Here is a 15,626-nt window from a genome sequence, read left to right as displayed (position 1 = left end):
GTTCTGGTTGGCGTTCCCTTTCCCGCGCGCGGGAGAGGCTAGGGGCTTTGATTTTGACTTCACCTCTCCCTGAGGGAGAGGTCGACGCACACCGTGCGGCGGGTGAGGGTTTACGGCTTCTCCGGATGGTTCCCTAAACCCTCACCCGAAGCTTCGCTCCGACCTCTCCCTCAGGGAGAGGTGAAGGGAAGGGTTCTCGTTCATTCCATTCAAGGATCCCTCCGCCCGTCATCCCGGGCAAGCGAAGCGTGACCCGGGATCCATTCAGCCGACTGCCTTGGGAGGTTGAATGGATCCCCGCCTTCGCGGGGATGACGCCGGAGCAGGGGACGCCGGAGCAGGGGACGGAGGGGCAGGGCCTCAATCAACCACCCGCTGCGCCTGCATAGCCTTCTCGTATTCCTTGCGTGCCGCGTTCACCTGGGGCCGTGGGCTCACTTCCGGCACTGCGACGTCCCACCAGTTGCCGCCTTCTTCCGTGGTGACCAGCGGGTCGGTGTCGATGACGAGCACCGTCGTGCGATCGTTCGTCAGCGCGGCGGCGAGGCCCGCTTCCAGTTCGGCGATCGAGGCGACCTTGGTCGCGATCGCGCCCAGGCTCGCCGCATGCGCCGCGAAATCGATCGAGGGCAATACGTCGTGCCGTGCATCCTTGAGAAGATTGTTGAAGTTGGCGCCGCCGGTGGCCATCTGCAGCCGGTTGATGCAGCCATAGCCGGCATTGTCGAGCACGACGATGGTGAGCCGCAGCCCCAGCATGACCGAGGTGGCGATCTCCGAATTCATCATCAGATAGGAGCCGTCGCCGACCATGACGACGACTTCCTGGTCGGGCTTCGCCATCTTGACGCCGAGCCCGCCGGCGATCTCGTAGCCCATGGTCGAATAGCCATATTCGAGATGGTAGGAGCCGGGCGCGCCCGCCTGCCAGAGCTTGTGCAACTCTCCCGGCAGGCCGCCGGCCGCGCAGACCACCGTCGCGCCGGATCCGAGTGTCCGCTGCACCGCGCCGATCACCTGGCCGTCGGAGGGAAGCGCCGCATTGGTCGCGGCGGTCGCGTTGTCTGCCGCGCGGAACCAGAGGGTGCGCCCCTCTCGTGCGCGCTCCGTCCAGTCTTCCGGGGCGCTCAACGCTTCGAGCTGCAATCCGATCTCGCGAAGGCCGGCTTGCGCGTCGGCGACAAGCGGCAGCGCCCGATGCTTGGTCGCGTCGAACACCTGGGTGTTGAGGCCGATGATCGTCTTGCCGTTCTGGAACAGCGACCAGGAGCCGGTGGTGAAATCCTGCAGCCTCGTGCCGACCGCAAGGATGACGTCGGCGTCCCGCGCCAGTTCGTTGGCGGCGGAGGTGCCGGTCACGCCGATCGAGCCCATGTTGAGCGGATGGTCGGCCGGCAGCGAGGATTTGCCCGCCTGCGTTTCGGCGACGGGAATGCCATGCGCTTCGGCGAAGCTGGCGAGCGACTCCGTCGCGCCGGAATAGAGCACGCCGCCACCAGCGATGATCAGCGGCTTTCGCGCCATGCGCAAAGCTGCGACCGCGGCGGCCAGTTCATCATCGGAGGCGCGGGGCCGGCGCTGCGTCCAGATCTTCTCGTCGAAGAAGGCTTCCGGATAGTCGTAGGCCTCCGCCTGCACGTCCTGGCAGAGCGATAGCGTCACCGGGCCGCAATCGGCCGGATCGGTCAGCACGGCCATGGCGCGGGGCAGGGCGGCGAGGATCTGCTCGGGCCGGGTGATGCGGTCGAAATAGCGCGAGATCGGTCGGAACACGTCATTGACCGAGACCGTGCCGTCGGCGAAATCCTCGACCTGCTGAAGCACCGGGTCGGGCCGGCGATTGGCGAAGATGTCGCCGGGCAGGAACAGGACGGGCAGGCGGTTCACATGCGCCATGGCGCAGGCGGTCACCATGTTGGTGGCGCCCGGGCCGATCGAGCTGGTCACCGCCATCATCCGGCGGCGGAAGCTCGCCTTGGCATAGGCGATCGCGGCATGCGCCATCGCCTGCTCGTTATGGGCGCGGAAGGTCGGCAGTTCGTCGCGATGCTGATAGAGCGCCTCGCCGATCGCCGCGACATTGCCATGGCCGAAGATCGCCCAGACCCCGGCGAAGATCGGCACGGTCTTGCCGTCGATGACGGTCTTCTGGCTGGCGAGATAACGCGTCAGCGCCTGCGCCATGGTGAGACGGATGGTGGTCATCAGGCTGTTTCCTCGCCCATTTTTGTCGCGCTCCGGCCCGATCGTCTGGGACGGTCTCCCTTGTTCTTAAAAGTAGTCTCTCTCGGCCGTCGCCGCGAGAAGCGGAGCCTTGCCTTCTTCACCTCTCCCTCAGGAGATGAAGAAGGGTGTCGACCACGGTCGTGTCGCACCGCCTGTATTCATCCCCTCCGCCGTCATCCCGGGCTTGACCCGGGATCCATTCAGCCGGGTTCGCCGTCCTTCGAGACGCCCGAGGCCGCTGATGGATGGATCCCTGTTTTCGTAGGGATGCCGGCGGCAGTTCATCACGCCGCCTCCGTCCGCCTTGCGCTTTCCCAGGCCGCGACCAGCTTGCCGAAGCGGGTCGCCATGTCGGCCACCGCCGCCTCGTCGTCGATGCGGCCGGAAAGCCAGCCTTCCGCGGCTTCCGCGAAGATCGTCCGGCCGACAGCAAAGCCCTTGACCAGCGGCGTCGCGGCCGCGGCGCGGAAGGCGGCGACCAACTCGTCCTCCGGTGCTTCCAACCCCAACAGCACGATGCCCCGGCAGTGCGGGTCTTTGGCGGCGATCACCTGTTCGATGGCGCGCCACGCGGCCGGGCTCGTCTGCGGCTCCAGCTTCCACCAGTCCGGCTTGATGCCGAGCTCGTAGAGCCGGGCCAGGATCGACGACACCGTGGTTTCGGTCAGCGTGCCATGCTTGCCGGCGATGATCTCGATCAGAAGTTCGCGACCCACGGTCCGCGCCGCGTCGGCGACGCGCAGCAGTTCGCGTTCCTGCCGCGCCTTCAACTCGGCGCTGTCGTCGGGATGATAGAAGCAGAGGCACTTGATCGTATGGCCGATCGGCCATTCCGCCAGGTGGCTGCCGAGATCGGGCATATGATCGAAATCGAGCGGGCGTGAGCCGGGCTTTTCCACCGGCCGGCCGATCCAGAAACCCTGTTCGACGGCGCGCGGAAACGCCTTCTGACCATAGGTGGAATCGAGCAGCATGCCGAAGCCGGGCCGCCCCTTGGCGACCCGCGCCGCCGCTTCGACCGCCAGCGCCTTGATGCCCTCGATCTTTTCCCGCGGCACGCTCAGCTTGTCCGCTACCGCCTCCAGCTGCGAGCGATGGTCGATCGCCAGCGCCATCAGCGTTTCCGGCTGCTCGCGGCGGGTGGTCGCCCAGTGCAGATGGTTGAGCGCCGCGTCCTTGCGCAGGGCGCGATGTGAACTGCCATGCTCGAGGAACCAGGAAAGCTCGGCCCAGGTCGGATATTCCGGCGAGCAGAGCAGCCGCGACACGGCGAAGGCGCCGCAGGCATTGGCCCAGGTGGCGGCCGTTTCCAGCGCCTCGCCCTTCAGCCAGCCGCGCAGGAAGCCGGACATGAAGGCGTCGCCCGCGCCGAGCACATTATAGACCTCGATCGGAAAGCCCCTGCCGACGATGCCCTGTTCGAGATCGTCGGGGATCGCGCCTTCATAGACGACGCAGCCCATGGCGCCGCGCTTCAGCACGATGGTCGCCTCGGACAGCGCCCGGATCGTCTTCAGCGCGCCGAGCACGTCATCGGCGCCGGAGGCGATGCGGATTTCCTCCTCGGTGCCGACGATCAGGTCGCAATCCCGCAGGATCGACTTCAACTGCTCGGAGACGCGGTCGGACTTCACATAGCGGGCGAAGCCGTCGCCATGGCCGGCGAGGCCCCAGAGATTGGGCCGATAGTCGATGTCGAACACGACCTTGCCGCCATGCGCCTTGGCGATCCGGATCGCCTTGCGCTGCGCCTTGTCGCTGTTCTCGCGCGAGAAATGCGTGCCGGTAACGACGATCGCCTCGGCCGAGGCGATGAAGCCCTCGTCGATATCCGCCTCCGACAGCGCCATGTCGGCGCAATCGGTGCGGTAGAAGATCATCGGCGAGACGCCCTCATCCTCGACCGCGAGCAGCACCAGCGCCGTCAGCCGGTCGGGGTCGGTGGCGATGCCGTCCGTCGCCACGCCCTCGCGCACCATCTGCTCGCGGATGAAGCGGCCCATCTGCTCGTCGCCGACGCGGGTGATGACGGCCGATTTCAGTCCGAGCCGGGCGGTGCCGATCGCGATGTTGGACGGGCAGCCGCCGACCGACTTGGCGAAGGAGGTGATGTCCTCGAGCCTGGAGAAAATCTGCTGGCCGTAGAGATCGACCGAGGACCGCCCGATGGTGATCACGTCCAGCGGTCGGGCCGCATCTGCCCCACGAGCCTCGGTCATCGCATTCTCCGTCCCGGTTAACGAGGGGGTGACGGGGCGTTACCAGAAAACGACCGCGATGCACCCTGACTTGCACGGGGCAGTGAAACAAAAATTCTGCGATTTCGTCAATATGGAATATACGAACCGTCAACCGCGGCGCGCTTCGGCGACGGCGACGGTGAGTGTCATGGCGAGCGCCATCGAGGCGGAGAGCGAGCGGAAGCCTTCATAGTCGGCCTCGACCACCTCGAACCAGACGCCGATCTTGGGGATCAGCGGGCTGAACGGGCTGTCGGTGATGACGACGAGCGGCGTACCGCCCTCGTTGATCTGGCGCGCGTAGTTGAGCGTCGCCGAGGCATAGGGCGTGAAGGAGATCGCGATCGCGGCGTCGCGCGGCGTGGCGAAGGAGAGCGTTTCCGGGTCGTTGCCCTGGGCCGAGCCGACGAGAACCGACTTCACGCCGAGCTTGCCGAAGGCGTAGCTCATATAGGAGGTGACGGGGAAGGAGCGGCGCTGGCCGATCAGATAGATCGTCTCGGCGCGGGCGAGCAGGGCGGCCGCCTCGTCGATCTGTTCGACATGCACGCGCTCGCGCAGCGACCCCACCGACCGTTCCGCTGCCTTGCAAAATCCGGCGAACAGCGTCGCCGACTTGCTGTCGCCGGCGACATGCGAGCGCAGCGAAGAAAGGCGCTCGGAGTAGTTGGATGTACGGTCGCGCAGCCGGTCCTGGAACACGGCCTGCAGGTCGGAAAAGCCCTGGTAGCCGAAGGCCTGGGCGAAGCGCACCAGCGTCGAGGGCTGGACTTCGGCCTTTTCGGCGATGCTGGCCGCCGTGCCGAAGGCGACGTCGTCGGGATTGGCGACGGCATAGATGGCGACCTGGGCGAGGCGCTTCGGCAGCGTCTCCTTCCGGCTCACCATCAGATTGCGCAGGCTCCAGAAATCGCGGGGCGGCAGGGCGTCATTGTCGTCGAGGGTCATGATCGCGGTTCTTTCCTACGCATTCGCGCAGCTTTCTCCGACTTCGGCACGAAAATCAACTCTTGACGCGCATCGGGGTTGATGGAATGAATATTCCGGCATCGGATATGGGGATCCATTTATTCCGGAATATCGATGCGGCGAAATCACAGAGCAGCAAAAACGGCCGGATTCTCGCATTTTTTCATTCTCGGGAGGAATGTCATGAAGATGAAATGGAAGGCACTGCTGGCGGCCACGGCCCTGGCCGTCTCCACCGTTGCCGCGCATGCCGATATCATCGTCGTCAGCCACGGTCAGGCATCGGATCCGTTCTGGTCGGTGGTCAAGAACGGCGTCACCGAGGCCGGCAAGGATCTGGGCGTCAAGGTCGACTACCGCGCGCCGGAAACCTTCGACATGGTCGCGATGGCGCAGCTGATCGATGCGGCCGTCAACCAGAAGCCGGAAGGCCTCGTCGTCTCGATTCCCGATGCCGATGCGCTCGGACCGTCGATCCAGAAGGCCGTCGCCGCCGGCATCCCCGTCATCTCGATGAATTCGGGCTCCGATGTCTCGAAGAAGCTCGGCGCCCTGCTGCATGTCGGGCAGAGCGAATATGATGCCGGCAAGGCCGCCGGCGCGAAGCTGAAGGAAATGGGCGGCAAGAAGGGGATTTGCGTCAACCATGAGGTTGGCAATGTTTCCCTCGACGTCCGTTGCAAGGGCTTCACGGATGGCTTTGGCGCCGTCACCGTCCTGCCGACCTCGAACGATCCCGCCGACGTGAAGGCCAAGGTAAAGGCGGCGCTCGCCTCCGATACCGCGATCGACACGATCCTGACGCTGAACGCCTCGCTCGCGGGCGAGCCCGCTGTCGCCGCGGTCGGCGAATCCGGGATGGACGGCAAGGTCCATGTCGCCAGCTTTGACCTGTCGTCGGGTCTCCTGCAGGCCATCGCCGACGGCAAGGCGGCCTTTGCCATCGATCAGCAGCAGTTCCTGCAGGGTTATCTGCCGGTCGCCTTCCTGGCGCTGCACAGCAAATACGGCCTCATGCCGGGCGGCGACGTCCCGTCGGGTCCGAACCTGGTCACCAAGGACTCGGCCGCGAAGGTCATCGAGCTCTCGGCCAAGGGTATCCGCTAGACGCGATCTGGCGGGAAGCGCGCGGGTCGAAAGGCGCGCGCGCATCCCGCCTGCTGGCGACCCGGTTTCGCTCGGGCGTGCCGGATGAACCCCTTTCGAAAACGAGCCGGCGTTCTCGAGCGATCAGCGTGGCTGATGACTCGCGCCGGCGGGAGCGACCATGACCGACCGCAGCAGTCCGACCGAACTGATCCCAGACGAACGCATCCGGCCCGCTTCGGTCGTCACCCGCATCCTGCGCCGGCCCGAGCTTGGCGCCGTTCTCGGGCTTGTCATCGTCACGGTGTTCTTCATCGGCATCGCCAATCCGGTGATGTTCGAACTGTCGGGCATCGTGAATTTCATGGCGCCGGCAGCCCAGCTCGGCATCCTGGCGATCGGCGCTTCGCTGCTGATGGTCGGCGGTGAGTTCGATCTCTCGGTCGGCTCGATGGTGGCTTTTGCCGGTCTGATCTTCGCCGCCTGCGTCGTCACCTTCGGATTGCCGTTGCCCGCGGCGATCGTCATCACCTTCGCCTGCGCCGCCGCCTTTGGCTTCTTCAACGGCCAGCTGGTGCTCTATACGGGCTTGCCGAGTTTTATCGTGACGCTGGCCTTCCTGTTCGTGCTGCGCGGGCTCTCGCTGGTCGGACTCAAATGGGCGACAGGCGGTGCGACGCAGCTGCGCGGAGTACGCGAGGCGGCGACCGACACCCCGCTCGACGCATTCTTCTACAACATCTTCTCCGGCGATGCTTTCGAGGGCCTGTTCGCCTGGCTTGCAGCGCATGACTGGATCGCCAAGTTTCCCAATGGCCAACCCAAGGTCACGGGCGTCCCGGTGGAGATCATCTGGTTCGTCGCCCTGGCCATCCTTGCCGCCGTGGTGCTGGCGCGCACGCGCTATGGCAACTGGATCTTTGCCTCGGGCGGCGATCCAAACGCGGCTCGGAATTCCGGCGTTCCGACGCGGCGCGTCAAGACTTCGCTCTTCGTCGTGACGGCCTGCTGCGCCGCGCTGGTCGCGATCCTGACCGTGCTCGATGCCGGGTCGACCGACGCCCGGCGCGGGTTCCAGAAGGAATTCGAAGCGATCATCGCGGCGGTCATCGGCGGATGCCTGTTGACCGGCGGCTATGGCTCCGTCATCGGCGCCGCGATCGGGTCGATCATCTTCGGCATGGTGCTGATTGGGCTCACCTATACTTCGATCGACCAGGACTGGTATCTCGTCTTCCTCGGCGGCATGCTGCTGATGGCGGTGTTCTTCAACAACATCATACGCAAGCGCGTGACGGGAGAGCGGTGATGACGACACCTATCCTTGAAATGCGCGATATCGAGAAGCATTTCGGCTCCGTCGTCGCGCTGGCGGGTGTGTCGGTGTCGATCCAGGCCGGCGAGGTTCATTGCCTGCTGGGCGACAATGGCGCCGGCAAGTCGACCTTCATCAAGACCATGTCGGGCGTGCACCGGCTCACCAAGGGCGAGATGTTCGTCAACGGCGAGCCTGTCCATTTCACCAGCCCGCGCCAGGCCCTCGACGCTGGGATCGCCACGGTCTACCAGGACCTCGCCATGATCCCGCTGATGTCGGTGACGCGGAACTTCTTCATGGGTCGGGAGCCGGTGAAGGGCATCTGGCCATTCCGCTTCATGGATATGGGCTTCTGCGACCGGGTCACGCGCGAGGAAATGAAGCGCATCGGCATCGATGTGCGCGATCCCGGCCAGGCTGTCGGCACCCTGTCGGGCGGCGAACGTCAGTGCGTCGCCATCTCGCGGGCCGTCTATTTCGGCGCGAAGGTCCTGATCCTCGACGAGCCGACCTCGGCGCTTGGTGTGCGCCAGACCTCGATGGTGCTCAAATATATCGACATGGTGCGCAAGCGCGGGCTTGGCGTCGTCTTCATCACCCACAATGTCCGCCATGCCATGGCCGTCGGCGACCGCTTCACGGTGCTGAACCGCGGCAGGACCCTTGGCACGGCGGTGCGCGGCGAGATTTCGGCGGATGAACTGCAGAACCTGATGGCGGGCGGCAAGGAGCTTGCGGACCTGTCTGCGGAACTGGGCGGCACCGTCTAGACCCTCCTCAACTCCTCGGGAATGACCTGCATGAAATCCCTCGGTATCGGTCTGATCGGCACCGGCTATATGGGCAAGTGCCATGCATTGGCCTGGAACGCCGTGGCGCCGACCTTCGGCGATGTGGCGCGGCCAAAACTGGTGCATCTGGGCGAGGCCAACGAGTCGCTTGCCACGCGCAAGGCTGCGGAACTGGGCTTTGCCCGCGCGTCCGGAGATTGGCGCGCCGTGGTCGAGGATCCGGAAGTCGATGTCGTCTCGATCACGACGCCGAACCAGTTTCATGCCGAGATGACAATCGCCGCGCTCCAGGCGGGCAAGCATGTCTGGTGCGAGAAGCCGATGGCGACGTCGGAGGCCGATGCGCTCGCCATGCTGGTCGCGGCGCAAGCCTCGGGCAAGGTGGCGGCGCTCGGCTACAACTATATCCAGAACCCGGCCGTCCGCCACATGCGGGCGCTGATCGGGCAGGGCGCGATCGGCACGGTCAATCATGTCCGCGTCGAGATGGACGAGGATTTCATGGCCGATGCGTCGGCGCCGTTCGGCTGGAAGAGCGAGGCGGCGTCGGGTTATGGCGCGCTCGACGATTTCGCCGTGCACCCCCTGTCGCTGCTCACGGTTCTCGTCGGGCGGGTAACGAGCGTCGTCGTCGACATGGCCAAGCCCTATGCCGAACGGCCGCTCGCCTCCGGCGGCAGCCGCGCGGTCGAAACGCACGATATCGCCAACATCCTGTTCCGGCTTGAAAGCGGCGCTTCCGGCAGCCTGCTGGTCAATCGTTCCGCCTGGGGCCGCAAGGGCCGCATCGCGATCCAGATCTTCGGCTCGGAAGGGGCGCTGCTCTATGACCAGGAGCGGATGAACGAGCTGCAGCTGTTCCAGGCGCGCGGCCCTGTGGCCGAGCAGGGCTTTCGCACCATTCTGACGGGAACCGCGCATCCGCCCTATGACCGCTTCATCCCGGCGCCCGGCCATGGTCTCGGCTTCAACGATCTCAAAGTGATCGAAGCACGGGAACTGATGCGCCGGATCGCCGGCGAACCCGCCCATCTGATCGAATTCGCGACCGGTTTGCAGATCGAACGCGCCGTCCACGCCATGGCTCGCTCGCATGCGATGCGAGGCTGGGTGGACGTGCCGGAATAGTTCAGTTGCCCAAGTGCCGCGCCCCTTGTCGGGGCGACGCGGCAGATCGTCTACTTCGCATGAGCTTTCAGGGACTTTGACATGACCGTGAGACTGGGACTTCTGGGCGCCGGGCGTATCGGCAAGGTGCATGCAGGCGCGATCGCCGCGAATGCCGGCGCGACGCTGGTTGCCGTCGCCGACGCCTTTCCGGACGCGGCCAAGGCGCTCGCCGCCTCGACCGGCGCGGACGTGCGCGAGGCGGACGCGATCATGAACGCGTCCGACATCGACGCCGTGCTGATCACGACGCCGACCGATTTGCACGCCACGATGATCGAACAGGCGGCGCGGGCGAAAAAGGCCATCTTCTGCGAAAAGCCGGTCGATCTCGACGTTGAGCGCGTCAAGCAATGCCTCGCTGTCGTCAAGGCGGAGAAGGCGCTGCTCATGGTCGGCTTCAACCGCCGCTTCGATCCGAACTTCATCGAGGTGCGCCGGCAGATCGACGAAGGTGCCATCGGCAAGGTCGAGATGGTGTCGATCACCTCGCGCGATCCCGGTCCGCCGCCTAACGATTACATCAGCCGTTCCGGCGGGCTGTTCCGCGACATGACCATCCATGATTTCGACATGGCGCGCTTCCTGCTCGGCGAGGAGCCGGCCAGCGTCTATGCCTCGGCCTCTGTGCTGGTCGATCCGGAGATCGGCAAGCTTGGTGACTTCGACAGCGCTTCCATCGTGCTGACGACGAAATCCGGCCGGATCGCCCAGATCTCGAATTCGCGCCGTGCCAGCTATGGCTACGACCAGCGCATCGAGGTGCACGGCTCGAAGGGGCTGGTCAGCGCCGACAATCTGCGCGCCACCAATGTCGAGATCGCCAATGGCGACGGCTATCGCCGTGAACCGCTGCTCAACTTCTTCATGACCCGCTACACCGAGGCCTATCGCAACGAGATTGCCGCCTTCATCGCCGCGGTCAGGGATGGCGGCCCGGCGACACCCTCGGGCGAGGATGGCTGGAAGGCGCTGGTGCTGGCCGACGCGGCGCTGCAATCGGTCCGGGAAAAGCGCGCGATCCCCGTTTCGATCTGAGCCCGCAGGGCGAGTCTGTCCCCAACCCAATTGCGGGACCGCCTGGGCACGGTCCCTCTCCGTCGCAATCACGCCTTTGCGATGCCATGCTGAACCGCTAGGCTCGCCGCTTCTGTCAGGGTGGCACGGTTTTCATGCGCGTTCTTGTTACCGGCGGCGCCGGGTTCATCGGCTCGGCCCTGTGCCGCCATCTGGTCGGCGACCTCGGCGTTTCCGTCGTCAATGTCGACAAGCTCACCTATGCCGCGAACCTCGCCTCGCTGGCCCCGATCGCCGACGATCCGCTCTACACTTTCGTCCGCGCTGATGTCTGCGACCCTGTGGCCATGGCCGATGTCTTCCGCCGGTATGAGCCGGACGGGGTGATCCATCTCGCCGCCGAAAGCCATGTCGACCGCTCGATCGGCAGTCCCGGCGCTTTCCTGCAGACCAACATCATGGGCACGGCGACGCTTCTCGAGGCGGTGCGGGCCTATCAGGATCGGCTCGGCGCCGAGAAGCGGGCGGCGTTCCGCTTCCTGCATGTCTCGACCGACGAGGTTTTCGGCACGCTTGGCCCGAGCGGTCTGTTCCACGAGGCCTCGCCCTATGACCCGTCCTCGCCCTATTCGGCCAGCAAGGCGGCGTCCGACCATCTGGTCCGGGCCTGGCAGCGCACCTATGGCCTGCCGGCGCTGATCTCCAATTGCTCGAACAATTACGGGCCGTACCATTTCCCGGAAAAGCTGATCCCGCTCGTCATCCTCAACGCCATCGAGGGGGCGCCGATCCGCGTCTATGGCGACGGCTCGAACGTGCGCGACTGGCTGCATGTCGAGGACCATGCGCGCGCCCTGTTCCTGGCGCTGACGCGCGGCACGCCGGGCGAGAGCTACAACATCGGCGGTCGCAATGAGCGGTCCAATATCGAGGTCGTGCAAAGCATCTGCGCGCTCCTCGACCAGCGGCGCGGGGGAAAGCCGCACGCCGAACTGATCGAATTCGTCGCCGACCGTCCCGGCCATGACCAGCGCTACGCCATCGACCCGACCAAGGCCGAGGCGGAACTGGGCTGGCAGGCGGCGGAAAGCTTCGACAGCGGCATCGAGAAGACGGTTGACTGGTATCTCGACCGGCGCGACTGGTGGGAGCCGATCCGCAGCCGCGTCTATCGCGGCCAGCGGCTCGGCCTGCTCGAAGGCGCTCCTTGATGCGGATCTTCGTCGCCGGTTCGAGCGGCCAACTGGCGCGCGCCTTGAAGGCGCGCGCGGCGGTGCATGGGCATCTTGTCGAAACCTTCGGGCGGCCGGTTCTGGATCTGGCGGATCCTGACGGCGCCGCTGCGCTCATCGAGGGCTTCGCGCCCGACCTGATCCTCAACGCGGCCGCCTATACGGCGGTCGACCGGGCCGAGAGCGAGGCGGAACTCGCCATGGCCATCAACCGCGACGGCGCGGCGCGGCTCGCTGCCGGCGCGCGCAAGCTCGGCCTGCCGTTCCTGCATGTCTCGACCGACTACGTCTTCGACGGCGAGAAGCGGGCGCCCTATGTCGAGACGGACGCGCCCCATCCGCTCGGCGTCTATGGCCACACCAAGCTCGAGGGCGAACGTCAGGTCCTGGCCGAAAATCCCGACGCGCTGATCTTCCGCACCGGCTGGGTCTATGGCGCCGATGGCGGCAATTTCGTCCGCACCATGATCCGCCTCGCGGGCGAGCGCGAAAACCTCGACATCGTCGCGGACCGCTTTGGCAATCCGACCTTCGCTGCCGATCTCGCCGATGGCCTGCTGACAATCGCCGCGAAGGCGAGGGGCGCGCCTGGCGGTGTCTTCCATCTTGCCGGCAACGCCGAGGCAAGCTGGTTCGATCTCGCCGCCGGCGTCATGGCGCGGCTTGCTGCTGCCGGGCGCACGGTGCCGAGCCTGGCCAGGATCTCGGGCGATGCCTATGTCGCGCCTGCGGCTCGGCCGCGCGATTCCCGGCTCGATTGTTCGCGGGCGGAGCAGGTCTTCAGCGTCCGCTTGCCCGGCTGGCCGCAAAGCCTCGGCGTCGCCGTCGACGCCATCCTCGATTCCGATCGGAGCGCCGCATGAAGGGCATCGTTCTCGCCGGTGGCGCCGGAACACGGCTGCATCCGATGACGCTGGTCACCAGCAAGCAGTTGCTGCCGATCTACGACAAGCCGATGATCTATTACCCGTTGTCGACGCTGATGCTGGCCGGCATTCGCGACATCCTGATCATCTCGACGCCGCAGGACCTGCCGAAATTCCAGGCCCTGCTGGGCGAGGGCTCGCAATGGGGCATCGCGCTTTCCTATGCCGAACAGGCAGCGCCAGAAGGTCTGGCGCAGGCCTATCGGATCGGCGCCGATTTCGTCGCCGGCTCACGCTCGGCGCTGATCCTCGGCGACAACATCTTTTTCGGCCATGGGCTGACCGGCCTGTTGGCCGACGCGCGAGCCCGGACCCTGGGCGCGACCGTGTTCGCCTACCACGTCCAGGATCCCGAACGGTATGGCGTGGTCGCCTTCGACCGCGACCGGAGGGCTGTCTCCATCGAGGAAAAGCCGAAGCAGCCGAAATCGAACTGGGCGGTGACCGGGCTCTATTTCTATGACGAGGCGGTTGTCGACATCGCCGCCGACCTCAAGCCCTCGGCGCGTGGAGAACTGGAAATCACCGACGTCAACAGCGCCTATCTCGAGCGCGGCGCTCTGCATGTCGAGAAGATGGGGCGCGGCTATGCCTGGCTCGATACGGGCACGCCGGACAGCCTGATCGAGGCGTCGGAATTCGTGCGCACCTTCGAGAAGCGGCAGGGACTGAAGATCTGCTGTCCCGAGGAAGTCGCCTATCTCATGGGCTTCATCGACGCCGCCGCCCTGGAGAGTCTCGGCGTTGCGCTCGGCAAGAGCAGCTACGGCCAGTATCTCCTGAACATGGTGCTGGCCGACCGCTGAGGCGTCGATTCCGCTTTTAGGGCTGAAGATCCGCGAGGCGGGGGTGCTTCCGGTCGCGATCCGAAAGGGTCGCCTCCGCCTCGGCCACCGGCCAGAGAATCCCGAGCGCCGGATCGTTCCAGGCGAGGCCGCGATCGTGCTCGGGGCTGTAATAATCGGACGCCTTGTAGAAGACCTCGGTGTCGTCTTCCAGCGTGCAGAAGCCATGCGCGAAGCCGGCAGGAACATAGAGCTGCGCCCGGTTCTCGGCGGAAAGCGTGACCGCGACATGCTGCCCGAAGGTCGGCGAGGCGGGGCGGATATCGACCGCCACATCGAGGATCGAGCCGCGCAGAACCCGCACCAGCTTGGCCTGCGCGCGCGGATCGAGCTGGAAATGCAGGCCCCGCACCGTGCCGGTCGGACGGGAAAAGGACTGGTTGTCCTGGACGAAGGTCACGCCGGAAGCGACGTCGCGGTCGAAAAGATCCCGCCGGAAGGCCTCGAAGAAGGTGCCGCGTGCGTCGCCATGCACTTTCGGGTGGATCAGCGCCGGGCCCTCGATGGCGAAGCGTTCGATCGTGGTCATGCTGGGGTAGGGTCCGGTTCGCCGATGGGAGCGCCAGCTTGACCGCGATCGCGGCCCGGATGCAAGGCATCGGCGCATCGCCGCATGGACAGGGCGTTTGACGGTCGCCATGGTGGCGCTCACGCGCAGGAAGCGGGGCGAATCGCGCCGGCTGGCGCGGCGCGGCGCCGGCAGGGGCAGCGTCTTCCGTTGTTCGTTCTGGATCCCTGCATGTCGCTTCGTCCCCTCACCATTTTCGTCACCAGCTTTGGCGGCCAGGGCGTGATCCTGCCGATCCTGCTGCTCGTGACGCTGATCCTGCTCGTATCCGGCCAGAGGCGGGCGGCATTTTGGTGGGCGTTTTCCGTCGCCCTGGTGCTGGGCCTCGTGCTGGTCGCCAAGATCGCCTTCATCCCCTGCGGACGATATCTGGGTGGCCTCGACCTTCGCAGCCCGAGCGGACATGCCGGCGCATCCATGGCGGTCTATGGCGGTCTCGCCGTGCTGGTGGCGCGGCTGGCGCGGAGCCGGGCGCTCGCGGGACTGGCGCTTTTCTGCGGTTTCGGACTTGCCCTGGCCATTGCGGTCACACGCGTGGTGCTGGGCGCCCACAGCCTTTCCGAGACGATCCTGGGCGGCGCGATCGGCCTGATCGCGCCGCTGCTCCTGGCCAGCCGGCCGGATCTGTTCGTGCGGCCGGTCCGGCTCAAATGGATCTGGCTGCTTGTGGCGCCGGTGATCGTGGTGGCGCTGCTGCACGGCGTCGAACTCGGCGCCGAGTCGGTCATCGAGCGCATCGCCCGCGAACTCAACGCGTGGCTCGGCGTCTGCCGCTGAGTGTCAGTTTCGTCCGCGCAGGGCCGGCTTGCGGGCGGGTACCGCAGGCCCGGTTTCCGAGATGGCGGCCAGATCGTCGAGAATGGGACAATCCGGCCGTTCGTCGCCATGGCAATGGCCGGCGAGATGGCGCAGCGTCCGCGCCATTCCCTCCAGTTCATGGATCCGCTTTTCGATCTCGGCGACATGCTGCAGCGCCACGCGCTTGACGTCGGCGCTCTCGCGCGCCTTGTCCTGCCAGAGCGCCAGCAGCGTGCCCATCTCCTCGACCGAGAAGCCGAGGTCGCGGGCGCGGCGGATGAAGCGCAGCGTCTCGACGTCCCGGGCCGTATAGACCCGGTAGCCGGACTCGGTGCGCAGCGCTGCCGGTATCAGGCCGATCTGCTCGTAATAGCGGATCATCTTGGCGGAAACGCCGGAAGCGGTGGAGGCTTCGCCGATGTTCATGCTGTTGATCTTCCTTC

General features: G+C 65.9%; 14 protein-coding genes. 9 read left to right on the top strand and 5 right to left on the bottom strand.

Annotated features, from left to right (window positions below; genetic code table 11):
- Positions 1-360: 360 nt before the first annotated feature.
- The 3 genes from iolD to OSH10_RS01230 form a co-directional block, all read right to left on the bottom strand.
- Complete coding sequence (gene iolD, locus OSH10_RS01240) at positions 361-2,208, bottom strand: 3D-(3,5/4)-trihydroxycyclohexane-1,2-dione acylhydrolase (decyclizing) (RefSeq protein WP_266330354.1); 1,848 nt, start codon at positions 2,206-2,208, stop codon at positions 361-363.
- Positions 2,209-2,510: 302 nt separating this feature from the next.
- A complete protein-coding gene (locus OSH10_RS01235; protein ID WP_266329633.1) occupies positions 2,511-4,445 on the bottom strand; it encodes a bifunctional 5-dehydro-2-deoxygluconokinase/5-dehydro-2-deoxyphosphogluconate aldolase in 1,935 nt (644 codons plus the stop codon).
- Between the two features lie 129 nt (positions 4,446-4,574).
- On the bottom strand, positions 4,575-5,414 hold the full coding sequence (locus OSH10_RS01230; RefSeq protein WP_266329632.1) for a MurR/RpiR family transcriptional regulator: 840 nt from the start codon (positions 5,412-5,414) through the stop codon (positions 4,575-4,577).
- A gap of 204 nt (positions 5,415-5,618) precedes the next feature.
- On the opposite strand from OSH10_RS01230, the gene OSH10_RS01225 reads away from it, so the two are divergent.
- The 8 genes from OSH10_RS01225 to rfbA all read left to right on the top strand — a co-directional run bounded on the left by OSH10_RS01225 (position 5,619) and on the right by rfbA (position 13,778).
- Positions 5,619-6,542, top strand: a complete 924-nt coding sequence (locus tag OSH10_RS01225) for a sugar ABC transporter substrate-binding protein (RefSeq protein WP_266329631.1) — start codon at positions 5,619-5,621, stop codon at positions 6,540-6,542.
- A gap of 160 nt (positions 6,543-6,702) precedes the next feature.
- Positions 6,703-7,830: an ABC transporter permease gene (locus OSH10_RS01220; protein WP_266329630.1), complete on the top strand. Its 1,128-nt coding sequence runs from the start codon at positions 6,703-6,705 to the stop codon at positions 7,828-7,830.
- Positions 7,830-8,609, top strand: a complete 780-nt coding sequence (locus tag OSH10_RS01215; RefSeq protein WP_266329629.1) for an ATP-binding cassette domain-containing protein — start codon at positions 7,830-7,832, stop codon at positions 8,607-8,609. The genes OSH10_RS01220 and OSH10_RS01215 overlap by 1 nt, the downstream gene beginning before the upstream one ends.
- Positions 8,610-8,639: 30 nt before the next feature.
- Positions 8,640-9,758, top strand: a complete 1,119-nt coding sequence (locus OSH10_RS01210) for a Gfo/Idh/MocA family protein (protein ID WP_266329628.1) — start codon at positions 8,640-8,642, stop codon at positions 9,756-9,758.
- 81 nt (positions 9,759-9,839) lie between these two features.
- On the top strand, positions 9,840-10,835 hold the full coding sequence (gene iolG, locus OSH10_RS01205; RefSeq protein ID WP_266329627.1) for an inositol 2-dehydrogenase: 996 nt from the start codon (positions 9,840-9,842) through the stop codon (positions 10,833-10,835).
- Positions 10,836-10,969: 134 nt separating this feature from the next.
- Positions 10,970-12,025: a dTDP-glucose 4,6-dehydratase gene (rfbB, locus tag OSH10_RS01200; protein ID WP_266329626.1), complete on the top strand. Its 1,056-nt coding sequence runs from the start codon at positions 10,970-10,972 to the stop codon at positions 12,023-12,025.
- The gene (gene rfbD / locus OSH10_RS01195; protein ID WP_266329625.1) at positions 12,025-12,909 is read left to right on the top strand and encodes a dTDP-4-dehydrorhamnose reductase; all 885 of its coding nucleotides are present in this window, start codon (positions 12,025-12,027) and stop codon (positions 12,907-12,909) included. The genes rfbB and rfbD overlap by 1 nt, the downstream gene beginning before the upstream one ends.
- The gene (gene rfbA / locus OSH10_RS01190; RefSeq protein WP_266329624.1) at positions 12,906-13,778 is read left to right on the top strand and encodes a glucose-1-phosphate thymidylyltransferase RfbA; all 873 of its coding nucleotides are present in this window, start codon (positions 12,906-12,908) and stop codon (positions 13,776-13,778) included. The genes rfbD and rfbA overlap by 4 nt, the downstream gene beginning before the upstream one ends.
- Positions 13,779-13,794: 16 nt before the next feature.
- Here rfbA and rfbC read toward each other — a convergent pair whose 3' ends face one another.
- On the bottom strand, positions 13,795-14,346 hold the full coding sequence (gene rfbC, locus OSH10_RS01185) for a dTDP-4-dehydrorhamnose 3,5-epimerase (RefSeq protein ID WP_266329623.1): 552 nt from the start codon (positions 14,344-14,346) through the stop codon (positions 13,795-13,797).
- A gap of 210 nt (positions 14,347-14,556) precedes the next feature.
- On the opposite strand from rfbC, the gene OSH10_RS01180 reads away from it, so the two are divergent.
- Positions 14,557-15,162: a phosphatase PAP2 family protein gene (locus OSH10_RS01180; RefSeq protein ID WP_266329622.1), complete on the top strand. Its 606-nt coding sequence runs from the start codon at positions 14,557-14,559 to the stop codon at positions 15,160-15,162.
- 3 nt (positions 15,163-15,165) lie between these two features.
- On the opposite strand, the gene cueR is transcribed toward OSH10_RS01180, so the two are convergent.
- A complete protein-coding gene (gene cueR, locus OSH10_RS01175; protein ID WP_266329621.1) occupies positions 15,166-15,609 on the bottom strand; it encodes a Cu(I)-responsive transcriptional regulator in 444 nt (147 codons plus the stop codon).
- Positions 15,610-15,626: the final 17 nt, after the last annotated feature.

It is taken from the genome of Kaistia defluvii (genome assembly GCF_026343955.1).
Lineage (GTDB): Bacteria > Pseudomonadota > Alphaproteobacteria > Rhizobiales > Kaistiaceae > Kaistia > Kaistia defluvii.
This window is presented reverse-complemented; position numbering and strand designations above follow the sequence as displayed.